The sequence below is a fragment of the Leisingera sp. ABM4_060 genome (assembly GCF_056158765.1).
The window spans coordinates 1257577-1276652 of sequence record NZ_JBSWTX010000001.1; the positions used below are offsets into that span (position 1 = coordinate 1257577).

Annotated in this window: 15 protein-coding genes and 1 tRNA gene; 3 read left to right on the forward strand and 13 right to left on the reverse strand. The window is 63.8% G+C overall.

The annotated features are described in order from the left end of the window. The first annotated feature begins 176 nt into the window (after positions 1-176). Positions 177-758, forward strand: a complete 582-nt coding sequence (locus tag ACXAEH_RS06150; protein WP_475031583.1) for a nucleotidyltransferase family protein — start codon at positions 177-179, stop codon at positions 756-758. A 90-nt stretch (positions 759-848) separates the two neighbouring features. Here the strand turns inward: ACXAEH_RS06150 and ACXAEH_RS06155 are convergent, their stop codons facing one another. After that, positions 849-3077: a Hint domain-containing protein gene (locus ACXAEH_RS06155; protein ID WP_475031584.1), complete on the reverse strand. Its 2229-nt coding sequence runs from the start codon at positions 3075-3077 to the stop codon at positions 849-851. A gap of 832 nt (positions 3078-3909) precedes the next feature. Here ACXAEH_RS06155 and ACXAEH_RS06160 point away from each other — a divergent pair. Continuing rightward, positions 3910-4107, forward strand: a complete 198-nt coding sequence (locus ACXAEH_RS06160; RefSeq protein ID WP_475031585.1) for a hypothetical protein — start codon at positions 3910-3912, stop codon at positions 4105-4107. A gap of 104 nt (positions 4108-4211) precedes the next feature. Here ACXAEH_RS06160 and ACXAEH_RS06165 read toward each other — a convergent pair. The 9 genes from ACXAEH_RS06165 to ACXAEH_RS06205 all read right to left on the reverse strand — a co-directional run bounded on the left by ACXAEH_RS06165 (position 4212) and on the right by ACXAEH_RS06205 (position 14245). Further along, positions 4212-4301, reverse strand: a tRNA-Ser gene (locus tag ACXAEH_RS06165). A gap of 80 nt (positions 4302-4381) precedes the next feature. Beyond that, positions 4382-5107: an alanyl-tRNA editing protein gene (locus tag ACXAEH_RS06170; RefSeq protein WP_475031586.1), complete on the reverse strand. Its 726-nt coding sequence runs from the start codon at positions 5105-5107 to the stop codon at positions 4382-4384. Next, a complete protein-coding gene (locus tag ACXAEH_RS06175; RefSeq protein ID WP_475031587.1) occupies positions 5094-7556 on the reverse strand; it encodes a DUF3772 domain-containing protein in 2463 nt (820 codons plus the stop codon). Before ACXAEH_RS06175 ends, ACXAEH_RS06170 begins: the two co-directional genes overlap by 14 nt. Then, a complete protein-coding gene (locus ACXAEH_RS06180) occupies positions 7553-8587 on the reverse strand; it encodes a cysteine synthase A (RefSeq protein WP_475031588.1) in 1035 nt (344 codons plus the stop codon). The genes ACXAEH_RS06175 and ACXAEH_RS06180 overlap by 4 nt, the downstream gene beginning before the upstream one ends. Positions 8588-8678: 91 nt before the next feature. Beyond that, a complete protein-coding gene (locus ACXAEH_RS06185; protein WP_475031589.1) occupies positions 8679-9803 on the reverse strand; it encodes an NUDIX domain-containing protein in 1125 nt (374 codons plus the stop codon). Between the two features lie 29 nt (positions 9804-9832). Then, complete coding sequence (locus ACXAEH_RS06190) at positions 9833-10273, reverse strand: TrgA family protein (RefSeq protein WP_475031590.1); 441 nt, start codon at positions 10271-10273, stop codon at positions 9833-9835. Positions 10274-10303: 30 nt separating this feature from the next. After that, positions 10304-11509: a class I SAM-dependent methyltransferase gene (locus tag ACXAEH_RS06195; RefSeq protein WP_475031591.1), complete on the reverse strand. Its 1206-nt coding sequence runs from the start codon at positions 11507-11509 to the stop codon at positions 10304-10306. Positions 11510-11578: 69 nt separating this feature from the next. Next, positions 11579-13003 carry a cryptochrome/photolyase family protein gene (locus tag ACXAEH_RS06200; protein ID WP_475031592.1) on the reverse strand — a complete coding sequence of 475 codons (1425 nt, stop codon included), beginning with the start codon at positions 13001-13003 and terminating at the stop codon, positions 11579-11581. Positions 13004-13021: 18 nt separating this feature from the next. Further along, a complete protein-coding gene (locus ACXAEH_RS06205) occupies positions 13022-14245 on the reverse strand; it encodes an aminotransferase class V-fold PLP-dependent enzyme (protein WP_475031593.1) in 1224 nt (407 codons plus the stop codon). A 172-nt stretch (positions 14246-14417) separates the two neighbouring features. Here ACXAEH_RS06205 and ACXAEH_RS06210 point away from each other — a divergent pair, with 172 nt between their 5' ends. Next, entirely contained in the window at positions 14418-14798 is a 381-nt protein-coding gene (locus ACXAEH_RS06210) for a VOC family protein (protein WP_475031594.1), read from the forward strand. Between the two features lie 57 nt (positions 14799-14855). Here the strand turns inward: ACXAEH_RS06210 and ACXAEH_RS06215 are convergent, their stop codons facing one another. From ACXAEH_RS06215 to ACXAEH_RS06225, 3 genes are all read right to left on the reverse strand, one after another. Continuing rightward, positions 14856-16454 (reverse strand): BCCT family transporter, encoded by a 1599-nt coding sequence (locus ACXAEH_RS06215; RefSeq protein ID WP_475031595.1) that lies wholly within the window; start codon positions 16452-16454, stop codon positions 14856-14858. A gap of 277 nt (positions 16455-16731) precedes the next feature. Continuing rightward, positions 16732-17724: an acryloyl-CoA reductase gene (gene acuI, locus ACXAEH_RS06220; protein ID WP_475035530.1), complete on the reverse strand. Its 993-nt coding sequence runs from the start codon at positions 17722-17724 to the stop codon at positions 16732-16734. A 110-nt stretch (positions 17725-17834) separates the two neighbouring features. Then, entirely contained in the window at positions 17835-18929 is a 1095-nt protein-coding gene (locus tag ACXAEH_RS06225) for a dimethylsulfoniopropionate demethylase (RefSeq protein ID WP_475031596.1), read from the reverse strand. Between the last annotated feature and the right edge of the window lie 147 nt (positions 18930-19076).

Below are 19076 nucleotides of genomic sequence, written 5' to 3' on the forward strand. Positions count from 1 at the left end.
CCGCGGAACTTGCGCAACGGAAACGTCAGCAGCAGCACCCGAATGTTTCGCGCGCGAAACATTTAGTCAACCTTGCTGACCTATGCGGCTTTCACTGGACCCTCCCCTTCTTCTGGCTAAAAATATCCCCGCCGGAGGCATCCATCAGCCCGGCAAAAGCCGAGGTTCGAACAGTCATGACCGCCATCGCCATTCTCCTGCTTGCCGCCGGCGCTTCCTCACGGATGCGGGGCCGGGACAAGCTGATGGAGGAGGTGGACGGCCAGCCCCTGCTCACCCTGATGTGCCGCCGCGCGGCGCTGACCGGGCTGCCGGTCTATGTGACAATCCCCGCCAGCGGACATCCCCGTGCCCAGGCCACCGGAACCGCAAGCCCGGTCCAAGTGCCTGATGCAGCCGATGGCATGTCCGCCTCAATTCGGCGCGGCGTGGCCGCCCTTCCGGACGCGGCAGAGGCCGTGATGATCCTGCCCGCCGACATGCCGGACGTCGAAACCCAGGACATGCTGCACCTGGCCGCGCATTTCCGCGGGAACGCCAGCCCGGTCCTGCGCGCCACCGCCGAAGATGGCACCCCCGGCCACCCGGTGCTGTTTCCCCGCCGCTGCTTCGGCGTCCTGCAAAACCTCAGCGGCGACCAGGGCGCGCGCAGCATTTTGCAAAGCGAAACTGTGCAGACCATCCCCCTGCCCGGCCGCCACGCGCTCACGGATCTGGACACGCCCGAAGACTGGGCTGCCTGGCGCAGCCGCCGCTGAGGCCGCAAAAGAAAAGGCAGGGCAAAATGCCCTGCCTCCCTGCGCTTTTGCTTCTTGCGGCCGTCTCCCCCAAAACGGCAGCTGCATCAATCAATGCACAAGCAGATGCGCTTCGTGTTTGCGCAGCGAGCGGCGCGCCGCGGTGTAGCCGGCCCGGCCCTTCTCGGACTTCAGCTCCGGGAACAGTTCGAACAGCTCGTTGCGCTGCGCATTGTCCAGGCCCCGCAGGGACTGGTCGCCGGGCTGGAAGCTTTCGGTCCAGGCACCGTCGGACAGCACAACCTCATGCTGGTCGAACATGAAGTGGATATAGGTGACCTTGGAGGTCTCCACCCGGTCGACGCCCGCGAGGCCGGTCAGATGCTTGGCCGCCACCAGAACCTCGCGGTCCTCGAAGTAAAGCGCGGTCTTGTCATTGGCGACCAGCACCCGGTGGTTGGGGCTGACCATCATGTCGCGCTCCGGCAGGCCGTTGCCCAGGGCGCCCTGGCGGATCAGCACCGGCTGCAGATGCGCGGCACGGGCCAGGTCGCGGCCTTCCAGGGTGCGGGTGCCAACCCAGCGGATCTCCTGGATGCCGTTGTCTCGGGTGATCACCCGGTCGCCGGCCTGCAGGTCCTCGACCCGGCGTTCGCCCAGCGGTGTTGCGATCAGCGTGCCCGGCGTGAAGCAGGGAATGATCTGCTCGATCTCGCCAAAACTCATCGAGCCGGTGACATCGCCGTCATCGTCCAGGAAGTTGACAGTGCCCGAGATGCTGTTGCCATCCGCGTCCACGGTGACACCGGTCAGCTCAAACGGGCCGGAGCCGGTCAGATCCAGGGTGTCGAAGTCATCGCCGCCAGAGCCGCCATCGACCACGTCGCCGGCATCGCCGCCGATGAAGGTGTCGCGGCCGTCGCCGCCCGACAGGGTATCCGCGCCCTGACCGCCGGTGATCAGGTCGTTGCCCGAGCCGCCAAAGACTTCGTCGTCGTCGATACCCGCGTCGATGGTGTCATTGCCGGAACCGCCGGAGATGACATCATCATCATCCTGGCCAAAGATCAGGTCATTGCCGGCACCGCCATCGATGGTGTCCATCCCATTGGTCGGATCCGGATCCGCCGGGCGGCCGTCGCTGCCGTCATCGGTGATGTTCAGACCGTCCGGGAAGGCCGGGTTCAGGCCGCCATAAATGGTGTCGCCGCCGCTGCCGCCCTGGATCAGGTCGGAGCCTTCACCGCCGGTGATCACATCGGCATCTGCGCCGCCGTCAATGGTGTCGTCATCGATGCCCGCATCGATCACATCCATGCCGGTGCCGCCCTCGATCACATCGGCGTCGTCGCCGGTCGAGATGGTGTCATTGCCGGCACCGCCCAGCACGGTGTCCATGTCATCAAACGGGACCGGGTCGGCCGGAATGAACGGGATGTCCGGATCGGTTCCGGTGTAGCCCGGGAAGCCGCGGTCCGGCAGCGGCACGCCGCCGGAGGTGTCGATCACGTCGTCGCCATCGCCGCCGTCGACCCCGTCAGAGCCGTCACCGCCGTCGATGGTGTCGTCACCGCCGCCGCCGAAGATGGTGTCGTCGCCGTCACCGCCGATCAGCACGTCGTCGCCTGGCACAACCGGGTCAGCCGGATCGGATTCATAGTCGAAATGCGCGTTATCGAACTCGGTGCCGGAGGTGCCCAGATCAACGGTCAGCTTGACGTCGTTGAAGTCGCGGTCGCCCAGGCCGGCCAGATCCTCAAAGCCCAGCTTGACCGAACCGTCGGGGTTCTGGGTGATGCCTTGGGTGTGAACCAGGCCGTCGCTGTTCAGCCCGACATTGGGGCCATAGCCGGACGAGAAGAAAGTGCCCTGCGGGCTGATGATGCCCACGCCGACCACGGCGCCGGCAGGCGCGTCATAGGTGAAGGTTTCGCCCACGTCCGCCTTGGCGTTCTCGCTCAGCACCACGACGTTGCTGATCTCGCCGGTATCCGGGTCGATGGTATAGGCAAACACCTGGTTGCGGAACGCAGCGCTGGTCGAGTTGATGGTGATCGAAACCGGGCTGGTGGCGCCGGAGGCACCATCGCCCAGGATCAGGTCGTCGCCGGAGCCGCCGTCCACGGTGTCGTCGCCGGCACCTGCATAGATGCTGTCATTGCCGGCACCGGCAATAATGACGTCATCGTCCGGGCCTGCCGACGGGTCGATGGCATCGCCATTGTCGACCATGTCGCCTTCCGGATCGCCGGTGTAGGCTGCATCGATCAGGTCATTCCCTGAAGTGCCTTCAACAACCCCATCCAGCGCCGGATTCGGCTTATCGTAACTCTTTGTCATTACCCTCTCCTCGCCAGTCTGGCCCCAAGCCCCATCTTTCGGGCCAGCCGGACAGCCGCAAAGCCACGCGGCATGCCGCAATCAAAACACCAGCCCAAACGGGATGGGGGCCAGAACGCGCAAGCGCACTGAATTGCGCGCCGCAGCGGCGCGCAGCCGGATAGCATTAGCTTTCGGATCAGTGGTGTGCCGACTTAACGGCACCGGGACCATTTCAATTTTTCAGTAGTCCACCACACTCCAGCAGCTCGCAGAACTCGCCCCCCCAATGGGCTAATCCATCCATACTTTAGGCGGTTCGGGCCACAAAGCCAAAAAATTGCCTAAAATTCCCTTCAATGCGCCGTGATGGCCTGCTGCCAGGGATGCCTGCCTGTGCAAATCGGCCCCTATTGTTTCCCGAATTAGTGGCAATTCGAGGCGGAAAGGTTCGCAGAGTGCTATTTTCAGGGGGTCTGATGCCACGGCACACAAGGATTGTTTCCAGACCCGAAACATGGAGAGAATGTGGCCGCTTGCGCTGATTTATCCCCCGGCCGCCGGTTGCCCCTAGGGAAATAGGCCGGATTTGATTTCAATCCCTGCCGTTTGCCCGGTTTGTTTCCGGAAGCCGCGAAAGGCGCGCGCCCGCCTTTCGAATCAACCGGCCTGAACCAAAGGTCAGCGCAGCCGCCCGGCAAAGTAAATAACGCTGAAGACTTTATTCAAACCATCGGCGCCCATCCGCCGCCGGCCCCGGTTCCGCCCGCGCTGCAGCCAGGCCGGGAAACTAAAACCCCGCATTCGCAAATTCTGGCTATACTCGGCTGTATCCACAAAACAGGAGAACACCATGCTCTATCCGCTTGCCACGCTGGAATTTGAGAAACTGAACGCGATCCAGGCCTTGGAAAAGGATATTGGCAGCCCGGTGGTGGCGCTGGCCGGCGTTGATGCAAATACCGCCGCCCTGCCGGAAGATCAGCTTAGGAAACTGCAGGAACTGGAAGAAGAACTTGGCGTTGTTCTGGTTGCGGTGCGCCCGAACTAAGCGGCCGGCCAGATCAGCAACACGCAGCCTGCCGGGTGCCACGGCCTTGAAAAGGCGGCGCAATTCAGCATCCGGCAGTTTCGATTTCCAATTTCAGGGGTATATGGCGGAGAGACAGGGATTCGAACCCTGGAGACGGTTTCCCGCCTACACACTTTCCAGGCGTGCGCCTTCGACCACTCGGCCACCTCTCCGTTGAGGGGGCTTTTGAAGGATCGGCCGGGGAATTGCAAGAGCCGATCTTTCAAAAACTTCACTTACCCCCAATTCTTTTTCAGGACTCCAGATGCAGGTAGACGCGGCGGTTCTGCTTGCCCTTTTTCTCCACCTTGCCGAGGCGGATTTTGCCGATTTCACCGGTGCGTTTCACATGGGTGCCGCCGCAGGGCTGCAGGTCGGTCTGTTCGTCCGCGGTGCCGATGCGCACCAGCCGCACCTGCCCGGCCCCGCGCGGCGGCGAGACCGACATGGTTTTCACCAGCTGCGGGTTGGCGTCAAGCTCCGCGTCGGTGATCCAGTCCTCGGTCACCTCCAGATCGCGGTCGATCAGCGCCTGCAGCTGGTCCTGCAGCATCTGCTTGTCCTCCGGCGCCTCGGGCATGTTGAAATCGAGACGGCCCTTCTCTGCGCTGATCGAGCCGCCGGTCACCTCCAGCGGGATCACCACCGACAAGAGGTGCAGCGCGGTGTGCACGCGCATGTGGCCAAAGCGACGGTCCCAGTCGAGCACCTGGGTGACGGTGGTGCCCGCGGGGGGCAGCGCCTCATCCTCATGCGGCACCAGCACGATGGCATCGCCTTCGCCCTTGACGGTGGTGGCGATGGTGCATTGGCCATCGCCCCACAAGAGCTGGCCGCTGTCGCCGGGCTGGCCGCCGCCGGTGGCGTAGAACAGGGAGCGGTCGAGGATGATCCCGCCCTGCTCCGTATGGGCCAGCACCTGCGCCTCGGTCATGCGGGCATAGGCGTCCTTGAGGAACAGTTTCTCACTTGTCGGCATCGCCGTCTCCCTCTGTGTCCTGCAGGTCGTTCAAGTCCGGTTTGGCCGGAGCCGTTGTTTGCGGCGGCTGGGCCGGAGAGCTGGCCGGGGCCTCTGCCTCTGGGCTTGCCGGGGCTGTGCCTGCCGCCAGCGCCTCCGGATTGCGGATCCAGATGTCGCGCTGCATGAAGGGGATCTCGATCCCCTCTTCCTCGAACCGTTTGGCAATCTCGTAGTTCATGTCGGACTTGACCGTCAGAACCCAGTTCACGTCGCGCAGGATGGCGCGGATCTCGAAATCGAGGCTGTCGGCGCCAAAGCCCTGGAACACCACATAGGGCGCCGGGTTCAGCAGCACCATCGGATGCGCTTTGGCAATCTCGCCCAGGATCGCCTCCACCTTGCGCGGGTCGGTGCCGTAGGCCACGCCGACCGGCACGATCACCCGGCCCACGGTGTTGCCGCGGGTATAGTTGGTGACGGTGCCCGAGATCAGGTCCGAGTTGGGCACGATCACGTCGGAGCGGTCGAAGGTCTCGATCCTTGTGGAACGCACGGAGATGTCGCGCACATAGCCCATCAGCCCGCCAACCTCGATCCAGTCGCCCTTGGAGATCGGGCGTTCGATCAGGAGGATGATGCCGGAGACAAAGTTCGACACGATGGTTTGCAGGCCGAAACCGATGCCGACCGAAAGCGCGCCGGCGACGATGGCCAGCGACGAAAGGTCAAGGCCGGCCATGGAAATTGCCACCACTGCCGACAGGAAGATACCGACATAGCCGAGGCCGGAGGTGATGGCGTTCTGGCCGCCGGGATCGATCTTGGTCTTGGGCAGCAATGAGTTGCGCAAAGAGCCCTGGAGCAGCCGGGTCAGCGTGTAGCCGATGGCAAAGACGGCAGCAAAGGTCAGGAAGGCGGTGGGCGAGATGCGGGCGTCGCCGATCTGGAAGCCCTCGAGGAACGTCGACCACAGCTCAGTCAGGTCAGCAACACGGGCGCCCCAGATCAGCGCCAGCAGCGGCACCGCAAGGGCCGCCAGGACAAAGCCGATCAGCACCGAGAACAGCAATTCCCGGGCGGCGGAGCCCTCGCCCGACAGCCAGCCGTAGACATCGCCCAGGAAGCGCTGCACCACCAGCAGTGCGGCCAGCAGCGCCAGGGTGGACACCGCCGGGTAGATCAGCGCCTCGGCCGCGTTCACATAGCCGAAGGCAGCCAGCACCGGTGCCAGGAAACCCAGCAGATAGGTGCCGCGGCGCACCAGCGTGATGATGCGGGTGGCGCCGGCGGTGATGGCGCCGTCTTCCTCGGTGCCGGTATCCGCCTGTTTCTGGCGCCGCTTGGCGCCGATGCGGTGCAGCCGCAGCAGCACCAGGGCGGCCGCCATGATCAGCGGGAAACTGGCAACCGAATGGGCCTCTGCCGGGATGCTTTCGATGGCCTCCAGCTGGCGCAGCGCGTCCTGCAGCACCAGGATCACCGCCAGAATGTCGACCATCAGGCGGGTTTCGTTGAGACGGCCCTGCTGCACGGGCACCAGGTCGTTTTCAAGGCGGCTGGAGAACAGCTGATTGCCCAGCCAATGGAAGGAGAGGATCAGCAGCGCCCATCCCGGAACATAGTCCAGCAGGATAGTGCCGCGGATGCCCAGGATGCCGGACAGGTTCACCGCCGCCACCAGGCAGACGATGCCGATGAAGGGCAGGATCACCTCGAGCAGCGAGACCACAAAACCCCAGACTCCGCGGCCGCTGCTGCCAAAGCTGCGCAGGTAGTCGCCCGCGGCATGCGCCCAGGGGCGGCCGCGGAACAAAAGCAGCGCCGCAGCCAGCAGCAGCGCCAGCAGGGCCGGCAGGCTGTTTTGCACCCGCTCGGCGGTGGTGGCGCTGGAGATCCGGCTGGCGGTCTCGTTCCAGATCGCACCGCCGGAGCGGGTCAGCGCGCGCCAGGCGCCTGCCCAGTTTTCCGGGTTCAACGGCGAGGGCCCGCGCTCCAGCAGCCTGCGGGTGCGGCGGTCGCGGATGATCTTGTCGATCTCGGAAATCAGGCCGTTGGCGCGGCTGTAGGCCTCTTCTGCGACGATGCGCGGGACCTTCAGATCCTTCAGCTGCCGTTCCAGCGAGGCACGCAGCCGGGCAATGTCCTCGGGCTCGCTCTCGCCTTCGCCCGGTGCGGCGCCAAGCGCGGCGATCTGGCCTTCCAGGGTCTGGATGCGCTCGCCATTGCCGGTGCGCGCCTCCAGGAAATTCTGCCGGTAGGTGGTCAGCTCCTTGCGCAGCGCTTCCATGGCGGCGCTGGAGGCCCGTCTGGCGTCAATGACTTCTTCCGCGCGATTGGCGGTCTTGAGCCAGTCCTGATAAATCGCCCGGGATTCAGCATTGAGCTGGGCCAGAGCAGGCATAGCGAGGCCGGCCGCAAGGGCCAGCCCCAGTAAAACAGTCCGCAAAGCGGTTATTATAGGTGTCATACGTCCTCAAATACGCCGGGGATCGACGCGGGCGTGTGGGTCATCCACTCCGGCACCGGCAGGTTTTTCTCCCGCAGGAAGTCCGGGTTGAACAGCTTGGACTGGTAGCGGGTGCCATAGTCGCACAGAACGGTGACGATGGTGTTGCCCGGGCCCATATCCTTGGCCATACGCACAGCGCCGGCAATGTTGATGGCAGAGGAACCGCCCAGAACCAGGCCTTCCTCGTGCAGCAGGTCAAATACGTAAGGCACCGCCTCGGCGTCGGGAACCTGGTAGCTGAAATCAGGTGTGAAGCCTTCCAGGTTCTTGGTGATCCGGCCCTGGCCGATGCCCTCAGTGATCGAGCTGCCCTCAGAGGCCAGCTCGCCAGTGGTGTAATAGGAGTAAAGCGCCGCGCCCAGCGGATCGGCGAGGCCGATCTTCACGCCCTTGGGCTGCAGCGCGTCAGCAACGCCCGCCAGGGTGCCGCCGGAACCGACGGCGCAGACAAAGCCGTCGACCTTGCCGCCGGTCTGTTCCCAGATCTCGGGGCCGGTGGTTTCCACATGGGCCTGGCGGTTGGCGGTATTGTCGAACTGGTTGGCCCAGATGGCGCCATTGGGTTCGGTCTTGGCCAGCTGTTCGGCCAGACGCTGGGAGTAGCGCACGTAGTTGTTGGGGTTGCGGTACGGGGCCGCCGGAACCTGGACCAGCTGGGCGCCTGCCAGGCGCAGCATGTCCTTTTTCTCTTCCGACTGAGTTTCCGGGATCACGATCACCGTCTTGAAGCCCATCGAAGCGCCGACCAGCGCCAGGCCGATGCCGGTGTTGCCGGCGGTGCCCTCGACAATGGTGCCGCCCGGCTTCAGCTCGCCGCGGGCGATAGCATCCTTGATGATGTACAGCGCCGCACGGTCCTTGACCGACTGGCCCGGGTTCATGAATTCCGCCTTGCCCAGGATCTCACAGCCGGTCTCTTCGCTGACACGGTTCAGGCGGATAAGAGGAGTGTGGCCGATGGCATCAGCCAGATCGCGTGCAATGCGCATGGTATCCCTTTCGATCGTTCCCCCAAGGTGTATCCAAGGGATCAGGCGACCACAAGGCGGGAAGCACGCACCGTTCCGTCAATATCCGCCGTCAATATCCCCGGTGCCGCAGGCGGCCGCGGTGGCGCGCCAGCCACAGGGCGGCAGTGACCAGCGGCATGTCCTGGTAGATCTGGGCATCGACCCCTTTCATCAGCGCGTCATAGCTGAGGATCTCACTCCGGATGTCCTCGCCTTCGCCTGCAACGCCGCCGCCGCCCCTGATGTCAGAGAGATCGGCTATGCCGATGAAAACGTGAATGAATTCCGCCAATGCACCGCTGGAGGGATAGACTTGGGCTACCGGCTCCAGCCGCAGAACGGTGACGCCTGCCTCTTCCTCCGCCTCGCGGATGGCGGTTTCCTCAGCGGTTTCGCCCGGGTCGATGACGCCGGCCACCGGTTCCCGCATCCAGGGATGGGCGTCGCCCATGATAAAGGGCGGAGCGCGGAATTGCTCCACCAGCAGCACCCGGTCGCGCACCGGGTCATAAGGCAGCACCACCGCCGCATGCCCCGCCATCGCCGCCGAGCGGTTCATCACCGGGCTCATCGTGCCGTCGAAGCGGCGGTATTGAAGGTCCATCTCCTCCATCGCGAAGAAGTTGAGGTAGCCGCGGTTGTGGTTGTGGACGATCACGTCCTTGGCAAGGTCATGCCCCCCGTCGCCGGGGCGGGCCTGCGCCTCCAGCCAGGCGGCGGCGCGGCGGCGGATCGAGGGGAAGACACGGGCAACCTCCTCCGCCGTCATCCGGCCGTGGTAGGCCATCACTTCTTCCGCCGCGCGCAGCGACAGCGCGCCCCATTGCCGGACCCAGGCGTCCATGTCCCAGGGCTCGGCGGTCTGCCACAGGCCGGGTTCCGGGAAATAGACTTCGGCCGTGGCGCTGCTGCCGTCCTTCAGCTGCACAGAAACAGGTTTCAGCGCGTAACCGAAACCGCCCTCGTAGAAGTTCAGCGCGTCCAGATCCTGCGGCGACAGGTCCTGCACCAGCAGGCCTTCGGCAGTGGCATCTTCGCGGGCTTCAATTGCGGGAAAGGGCTGATCCGCAACCTGGTAGATGCCATGGCCGGCCAGCGTGGCCTCCTGCGCTTTCAGCGCCGCACCGCTGCGCCCCAGAACCAGTTCAAGCAAAGGGCGATGGCGCAGCGTGCCAAAGAAGAATAGATCAGCCACGGAAGATAACCTGTTGTTAATAAATATATTCAGCGCCAGCGGCGGGAGGCGTTTTCGGTCGCCAGCCCGGACAGGACACCGCCGACCACCAGCGGTATCAGCACAGTGGGAACAGCGATAACAAAGAAATATTCCAGCGCAATGACAAAGATCGCCGATAGAGCTTCGAACGGGCCGTCATAGCGGTGGCGCATGGCGAGGCGGAACATTTCCCAGGCGCCTTGGATGAACAGCGCCCACAGCACCATGACGGCCATGCCTGTCAGGCCGTTGTTGATCGCAGGCACCAGCCCGCGGCCTGCCCGTTTGCCCATGAAGATCCAGCCGCAGAGCAGGCCCAAGGCCACGTTCACATGCACGAAATAGCCGAAATCGGTGCCCTCGGGCATCTGCGGCATCACCAGGAAAGACACGAAAAAGGCCACCAGACCAAGGGTGATGGCAGCGGTCAGTCGGGCTCCGGTGGGCATGTCAGGTCAGTTTCCGTGCGGCCAGTTCAATCAGCGATGCGCAACTGTAATCTGCGTCACGTCGCAATTGCCAGTCTTAAAGGCGGCCGCGCAGGAAGTGAGGTAAAAGTTCCACATCTTGTGGAAGCGCTCGTCAAAGCCCATGCGGGAAATCTGCCCCCAGCGGGCGTTGAAAGTCTCGTGCCAGCGCCTGAGCGTCTGATCGTAGCTGTCGCCGAATTCGATCGAGCGCACCACGCCGAGACCGGCCCGCTCCACCTGTTCGCGCAGGATTTTCGGCGAGGGCAGCATGCCGCCGGGAAAGATGTGCTTCTGGATGAAATCGACGCCCCTGCGGTAAAACTCCCAGCGCCGGTCGGCCACGGTGATGATCTGCAAGGTGGCCTTGCCGCCGGGCTTCAGCCGGTTGCGGATGGTGTTGAAATAGGCGGGCCAGTATTTCTGGCCCACCGCCTCGAACATTTCGATTGAGGCGATGCCGTCGAACTGGCCCTTGCAATCCCGGTAGTCCTGCATGCGCAGCTCGACCTGGCCGGAAAGTCCCGCTTTTTCAATGCGGCGGCGGGCGAAGTTAAGCTGTTCTTTACTGATCGTCAGGCCGGTCACCCGCAGGCCCCGCTCCTTGGCGGCATATTCGGCAAAGCCGCCCCAGCCGCAGCCGATCTCCAGAACGTGGTCGCCGGGTTTCACCCCCATCTGATCCACCATGGAGGCGTATTTCGCGGTCTGCGCCTTTTCCAGGCTGTCCTGGCCGCTGCGGAACAGGGCGCTGGAATAAGTCATCGTGTCGTCCAGCCACAGGCTGTAGAACTCATTGCCCAAGTCATAGTGATAGGAGATGTTCTTTTTCGCCTGGCGGCGGTGGTTGCGGTGCAGCCAGAACCGCAGCCGCTCATAAGCACGCAGCAGCGCCTGGCCGCGGAAATCGTCATAGACCGTCTCCGCCCCCATATGCACCAGATCCATGAAGGCCTGCAGGTCGGAGGTGCTCCACCAGCCTTCGAGATAGGCGTCGGAAAACCCCAGCTCGCCTTCGCGGATCAGACGGGAGAAACAGTCCGGGTTGCGGATGTGCAAATCGGCGGCCGGACCCGGGTTGCTGCCCTTGGCGCGGAAGATGCGGCCGTCTGGCAGGTGGATATCCAGCTGGCCGGTCTCCATCCGGCAAACCTGTTCGAACACCGGCGCAAAGTAGCGCGGCAGGTCTTTCTGGCCTTCGGTATCCGTGAAGATCATTCCCTTCCTCCTCAGCACTATAGGGAAAATGCTAGGGCGGAGGGTGCTTTCTGGCAAGAAAACTGTGTGTTAGCGGTTTTGGCGCAATTCGTGATAGGCCGTGAGCGCGCGCTCGCGGCCCGCCTGCAAAGCGATGACCGGCGCGGCGCGGGGCATGTCCGGTGAAAGCCTCCAGCGCCGGGGCGCGGCGGCAAAGAAGTCAAGCGCGGTTTGCGGCGGTGTGCCTTGCCCCTCGGCGATCCAGCGGCGGGTGTAGCGGCCGGAGGGGTCGAATTTCTGCAACTGGCCCGAAGGGTTGAAGATGCGGAAGAAAGGGGAAGCATCGGGGCCGGAGCCCGCCACCCATTGCCAGCCCATGGCGTTGGACGCCGGGTCCCAGTCCACCAGCGTCTCCGCAAACCAGTCCATGCCCAGTTTCCAATGCATCATCAGATGCTTGGTGAGGAAACTTGCGGCAATCATCCGGGCCCGGTTGTGCATCTTGCCGGTAACGAACAGCTCCCGCATGGCGGCGTCGATGAAGTCATAGCCGGTCTGGCCGCGCTGCCAGGCTTGCAGATCCGGGGTTTCTGCCTCTTGCCAGGGGAAGGCGTCCCACTCCGGCCGCCAGTTTTGGGTCAGGATCTGCGGTGAGTGGTACATCAGGTGATAGGCAAACTCGCGCCAGGCCACTTCTTTCAGGAAGGTCTCAGCGCCCTGGCTGCTGCGCTCCATCGCGGCACGGCCCAGGTGCCACATACGGTGCGGGCTGATCTCGCCCCAGGCCAGGTTTTCCGACAGGCCCGAGGTGGCGTCTTCGCCCGGGAAGTCGCGATGGTCCTTGTAGGCGGCGACTGAGATGTCCAGGAAGGCGTCCAGCCGCGCCTGTGCTGCGGCCTCGCCCACGCGGCAGTGGCGCGCGACGGCATCCGCGCCGCAGTTCATGGCAGCGCTCATGTTCCAGGTGGCCAGATCGTCGCTGGCAGGCCAGTGTTCCGGGGCCGGCAGCGCGTCCGGTGCAGGCAGCAGGGGGTCCACCGTGCGCACCCGGACAGACTTCCAGAACGGGGTGAAGACCTTGAACATACCGCCGGCCTTGGTCCCGACCGTCCAGGGTTCAAACAGCAGGCGGCCGCCAAAGGAGCGGGCCTCAACCCCCTGCCGCATGAGCTGCTGTTTTACCCCCGTGTCGCGTTCGATGGCTGCCGGATCATAAAGGCGGGACCAGAACACGGCCCCTGCCCCGGTGTCCGCAATCAGCCGGCGGAGCTGTTCCAGCGCGTCGCCGCGGCGCAGGATCAGGCGGGAGCCGGCCTTGGCCAAGTCGCGCCCGAAATGCGCCAGCCCCAGGCCGAGGCGGAACTTGGGGGCGGCGCCCAGCGCTTCGTCCTGTTCGTCCAGAATATAGACAGGCAGGACCGCCGCGCCGTTTGCAAGGGCAGCCGTCAGGGCGGGATTGTCGGCCAGGCGGAGATCCCGCCGGATCCACCAGATCACCAAAGGACGGTTGCTCATGCATCGGCTCCCGGGCTGTTACAGGACGTGGTCCAGAGCCTCGATCAGTTTGGCGACCTCTGCCCCGGACGTGTAGTGGGTGAAGCTCATACGCAGCACCCCCTCGGCTGGATCAATACCCATCGCCTGCAGCGCACGCACGGCATAGAAATCGCCGCCGCCGGCCATGATACCATGTTCTGACAGGGCTGCCGCCACTGGTCCGGCCGGCCTGTTCAGGGCGACGGCCACTGTGGGCGCACGGGTTTCTGCCGTGGAAGGCCCCAGCAGGCGGACATCATTGCGGTCCTTCACCGCGTCCAGCAGCGGTTGCAGCAGCTTGATCTCATGCGCGCGCATCAGGTCGTGGACAAAGGCGCCGGTGTCCGCGGCGCTGCCGCTGTGGCCGTGATGTGCCGCCAGCGCCTCAAAGTAATCGGCCATGCCGGCAGAGGCCGCCACCTGCGCGTGGTCGGGGCCTGCCGGGGTGAAGCGTTTGTAGAGGGTGCCTTCATTGAAGTAATGCGCCTGGTTGGGCAGCAGTTCGCCCAGCGCCTTGCGGATCACCATGACCCCCTGGTGCGGCCCGTAGGTCTTGTAGGAGGAAAACAGGTAGATATCGGCGCCCAGCTCCTCGACATTGGGCAGCCCGTGCGGCGCATACGAGACGCCGTCGACGCAGACAAAGGCACCGGCGGCATGGGCCAGCGCGGTGATCTCGGCGACCGGGTTGATCTCGCCCACCACGTTGGAGCAATGCGGGAAGCACACCAGTCGAACGTTTTCGTCCAGCAGGGTCTCCAGCTGCGCCGGGTCCAGATGGCCGGTCTGCGGGTCGATCTGCCATTCGCGGATCTCGATCCCCTCCTCCGCCAGGCGGCGCCAGGGGCCGGTGTTGGCCTCGTGGTCCTGATTGGTGACGATGATGGCTTCGCCGGGCTTCATGAACTTGCGGAAGGCCTGGGCCAGCACATAGGTGTTCTGGGTGGTTGAGGGGCCAAAGCTGAGCTCTTCGGTGGCGACGCCCATGAGGGCTGCGAGACGGGCGCGGGCCTCGTCCATTTCTTCGCCGCCCAGGCGGGAGGCCTCATAAGGCGCATAAGGCTGCACCTTGCGCTGGGTGTAAAAACGGGTCAGCCGGTCTATGACGTGCCGGCAGGTGTAGGAGCCGCCTGCGTTTTCAAAGAAGGCCTGGCCTTCAAGGCTGGGTTCACCAAAGGCCGGGAACTGCGCCCGGACGAAATCAATATCCAATGCGGTCATGGGTTCTGTCTCTCCTCGCTCGCGGACAAGGATTGAGGGAACAGGAGCGCCCCTGCAAGCCGGAAATCACATTGGCGGAGATTGCACCGTTACGCCCTGCCCCTGCTGCCTGATGACAAAAACTGACAGGACCGCCTGTCATCCTGGCAGCAGGCAAAACGGAGGATTTGTTATGGCCTTTACCCCCAAGGATTTCCTGGTCTGGGCAGAACTGCCTGTCAGCGACATGGACGCAGCGGTGACCTTTTACTCGAAGGTGACCGGCGCGGATTTGAGCATCGACACCAATGGCCCCAACCCGATGGCGATGTTCAAGCCCGCGGATGAGGCAACCGGCATCGCGCTGCATCTCTACCCTGGCAAACCCGCAGGCGACGGCCGCGGCCCGACCCTGCATCTGACCGCCGAGGGTGAGCTGGATGAGGTGATGGAGCGGGTTACCGCCGCAGGCGGCGCCGTGGTCTCTCCGGTTATCGAGATCCCGCCAGGGCATTTCTTCTATGCGACGGATCCGGATGGTAATTCGCTTGGCTTCTTCAAGTACAACGACTGACACGCAAAAGGCCCCGGGGATCACCCGGGGCCTTCTCTTTGGTCTCTGGCAGTCCGCTTACTTGCGGCGGCGCCTTTCCCCGGCCAGGCCGATGAAGACCGAGAGGCACATAAGCACCAGCACGATGGCAAACGGGAAGCCGGTGGCAATGGCTGCAGCCTGCAGCGCGCCCAGACCGCCGCCCAGTAGCAGTACAATGGCGATGGCGCCTTCCAGCACGCACCAGAACACGCGCTGCTTGGTCGGTGCATCGGTCTTGCCGCCAGCAGTGATGGTGTCGATCACCAGCGAGCCGGAGTCCGAGGAGGTGACAAAGAAGACCACCACCAGGATGATGCCGACGAATGACAGGATGCCGGTCAGCGGGAAGCTTTCGAACATCTTGAACATCTTCAGTTCAAGTGCCGCGTCCTTCAGCGCCTGGCCGCCGTCGCCTGCCACCATGTCCAGGGCTGCGCCGCCAAAGACGCTCATCCACAGGGCGCCGACCACGGTCGGGATCAGCAGCACGCAGATCACAAACTCGCGCACGGTGCGGCCGCGGGAGATGCGGGCAATGAACATGCCGACAAACGGCGACCAGGAAATCCACCAGGCCCAGTAGAAGGTGGTCCAGCCCTGCAGGAAGTTGGTGTCTTCACGGCCGACCCAGTTTGACAGCTCCGGCAGGAAGATGGCGTAATCCACCAGGCTGGTGAAGAAGCCTGTGAGGATGGCGACGGTCGGGCCGACGATCAGCACCAAGAGCAAGAGCGCCGCCGCGAGGATCATATTGGCCTCAGACAGGCGTTTGACGCCTTTTTCCAGGCCCGCGACAACCGAGATCAGGGCAAACAGGGTGATGGCCACGATCAGGAACACCTTCATGCCGTCGGTGATGGGCACGCCGAACAGGTAGTTCAGGCCGGCCAGCGCCTGGGTCGCGCCCAGACCCAGCGAAGTCGCCAGGCCAAAGATGGTGGCGAACACCGCCAGCACGTCAATGATATGGCCCAGCACACCCCAGGTGGCATTGCCGAACAGCGGGTAGAACACCGAGCGCATGGTCAGCGGCAGCCCGCGGTTGAAGGAGAAGAAGGCCAGCGCCAGCGCCACCACCGCATAGATCGCCCAGGGGTGCAGCCCCCAGTGGAAGATCGTTGCGGCCATGGAGAGCTTCTGCGCGGCTGCCTCATCGCCAGCGGCCGCCCCCAGCGGCGCCCAGTCGGTGCGCACGCCGTCTTCGCCAACGGCGGTGCCGCCCAGAGCGGAGCCGTAGTGCGAGATCGGCTCCGCCACACCCCAGAACACCAGGCCGATACCCATGCCGGCCGCAAACAGCATCGCAAACCAGCCGGCATAGGAATAGTCCGGACGCGCATCATCGCCGCCCAAGCGGATCGAGCCGTAAGGCGTCACCACCAGGAACAGTGCAAACAGCACAAAGATGTTGGTCGAGATCATGAAGACCCAGTCGAAGCTGCTGGTCAGCGCCGGGCGCAGCCAGCCAAAGAATTCGCCCGCCTGTTCCTTGAACACGAGGGAAAAGAACACAAAGGCGACGATGGTCACCGCCGAAATGGCAAAGACCGGATTGTGCACATCCAGGCCCATGACCTGGATATTGTCCTGGCCGGCTTCATAGCCGGCATCAGGCTCATTGGTTTCAGAAGTCATGACTTGTCTCCCCGAATAGTCAGTGGGGCTGTCATCCGGGGGAAAGCCTGCCCAGGGAGCCGCAGGAAAGACCAGAAATTAGACAAAACCGACATCCTACCGGTTTTGTGACAGGAGCCGTTCTGCCGGGTTTCGCAAAACTCCGATTGAATGCCGCATTGCAAACATGTGCCTGAAATCTATATTTTACTGCCCCCTGCACGGTTGCCTAGAGTTCCAGGCACAAAAAAGGGCCGGTAAAAACCGGCCCTAGACCTGCAAGACGCAGAGGTCGCAATCAGGCATTCACGTCAACGACAACCCGGCCCTTGACCTGGCCTTTGAGGATGTCCGCGCCAAGCTGCGGCAGGTCGCTGAGGGAGGCGGGCTGCACCATCGCCTCCAGCTTGTCCATCGGCAGGTCCTTGGCGATGCGCTGCCAGGCGCGGAGGCGGTTTTCATAGGGCTGCATCACCGAGTCGATGCCCAGCAGGTTCACCCCGCGCAACAGGAAGGGGATCACGGTGGCCGGCAGCACCGCGCCGCCCGCCAGGCCCACCGCCGCCACCGAGCAGCCGTATTTCATCTGCCCCAGCACCCGCGCCAGCATGGCGCCGCCGACAGCATCGATGCAGCCTGCCCAGCTTTCGCTTTCCAGCGGGCGTTTGGTGGTTTCGTTGACCTCTTCACGCGCGACGATCTGCGTGGCACCCAGCGATTTCAGGTATTCAGCTGTTTCCGGGCGCCCGGTGACACCGGCCACCTCATAGCCCAGGTTGGCCAGGATCGCAGTCGCAACCGAGCCGACGCCGCCCGCGGCGCCCGTCACCAGCACCGGCCCGTGACCTTTCTCCAGGCCGTGGTCTTCCAGCGCCATCACCGCCAGCATCGCGGTAAAGCCCGCGGTTCCCACGGCCATTGCCTGGCGGGTGTCCAGCCCCCCGGGCAGCGGCACCAGCCAATCCGCGCGCACATTTGCTTTCTGGCTGTAACCGCCCCAATGGGCCTCGCCCACACGCCAGCCGGTCAGCACCACCTTGTCGCCAGGCTTGTAGCGGCCGTCGCTTGACGCCTCCACGGTACCGGCAAAATCGATCCCCGGCACATGCGGGTATTTGCGCACCAAACCGCCGCCCGGGCCCAAGCAGAGACCGTCCTTGTAGTTCACGGTGGAATATTCCACCGCCACGGTCACCTCGCCCTCGGGCAGCTGATCCAGGCTGATCTGCTCCACCGCGGCGGATGTCTTGCCGCTGTCTTCGTCCTTGTTCACAACCAGTGCATTGAACATCATGCCATCCTTTCCTGTACCGCGAACCAGATCCCGTGTTCACCTGGCCCAAAATATCCCGGGGGAGCCGCGGCCTGCCGCGGCGGGGGCAGCGCCCCCGGTGTTTCACTTCAGCGCCAGAACCGCTTCTGCACCGTTGCCGGCAGCATCCCCGCAGGAGTTTCAACCTCCAGCACAGTGCCCGGCGCCCAATGAGACCGGTCCACCATTCCAATTGCTGCATTCACGCCGAATTCAGGCGAAAAGATTGCCGAGCCGATTTCCCCAACCCGGCGCCCATCCGCATAGAGCGGCCAGGCGTCCAGGCAGGGCGGGATCTCTCCGCCGATCACCAGCGGGCGGATCTGGCGGGCGGGACCGTTTGCGGCCTGCTCCGCCAGCGCGGCCCTGCCGATGTAGTCCTCCGGCGAATTGCAGAACTTGCCCAGCCCGCATTCATAAGGCGTATTTGCGTGGGTCATGTCGTTGCCATAGCTTAGCAGCCCGCTTTCGATCCGCTCAATCGCGTTGGGGCAGCCTGCCCGCACCTTCAGATCTGCGCCGGCCGCAAACAACGCATCCCACAGCGGCATGCCCAGATCCGAACCTTCGACATAAACCTCAAACCCGCCCTGCTTGGACCAGCCAGAGCGCGCCACCACCAGCTCCGCCCCCTGGAAGGACAGCCGTTTGTAGCGGAAGAAGCGGATATCGCGCACCGCGTCGCCAAAGACGCGCGCCATCAGCTCATCCGCCTTGGGGCCCTGCACCGCCAGCGGCGAGACATCGGGTTCGACGATCTCCACGTCAAAACCTTTGGCGATGGCGATGCCCAGGGCAAACTGCAGCAGGTCGCCATCCGCCAGCGACAGCCAGTAGTGATCCGCTGCCAGTTTCACCGCCACCGGATCGTTCAGCATACCGCCGTTGTGGTCGACCGTCGGCACATAGTAGCACTGGTCATCGGCCATCTTGTCCATGTCGCGCGGGCTGATCAGCTTCATCAGCCGCAGCGCGTCCGGACCCTTGATGCTGACCTGGCGCTCACAGGCCACATCCCAGACCTGCACATGTTCTTTCAAGTGGGCGCAGTCATATTCCAGGCTGTCAAACACCGTTGCCAGCAGCATGTGGTTATAGACCGTATAGCCCTTGACGCCCGCGGCCTCGACACCGGGGGAAAAGGGCGTGCGCCGGATGCGGCGGGAGGGAAAGATGCTTGCCATGCTCAAGTCTCCGTTTGAGCGTTTCAGATCATTGGCTGCACGCGGCAAAACCAATGCCGCAAAAGCTTGCGCGCAGAGGGTCCAGGCATTGCCCTCCCCCAACTCAAGCCTTAGGATCTAAATGTCAGACTTTTAAATGTCAGACAA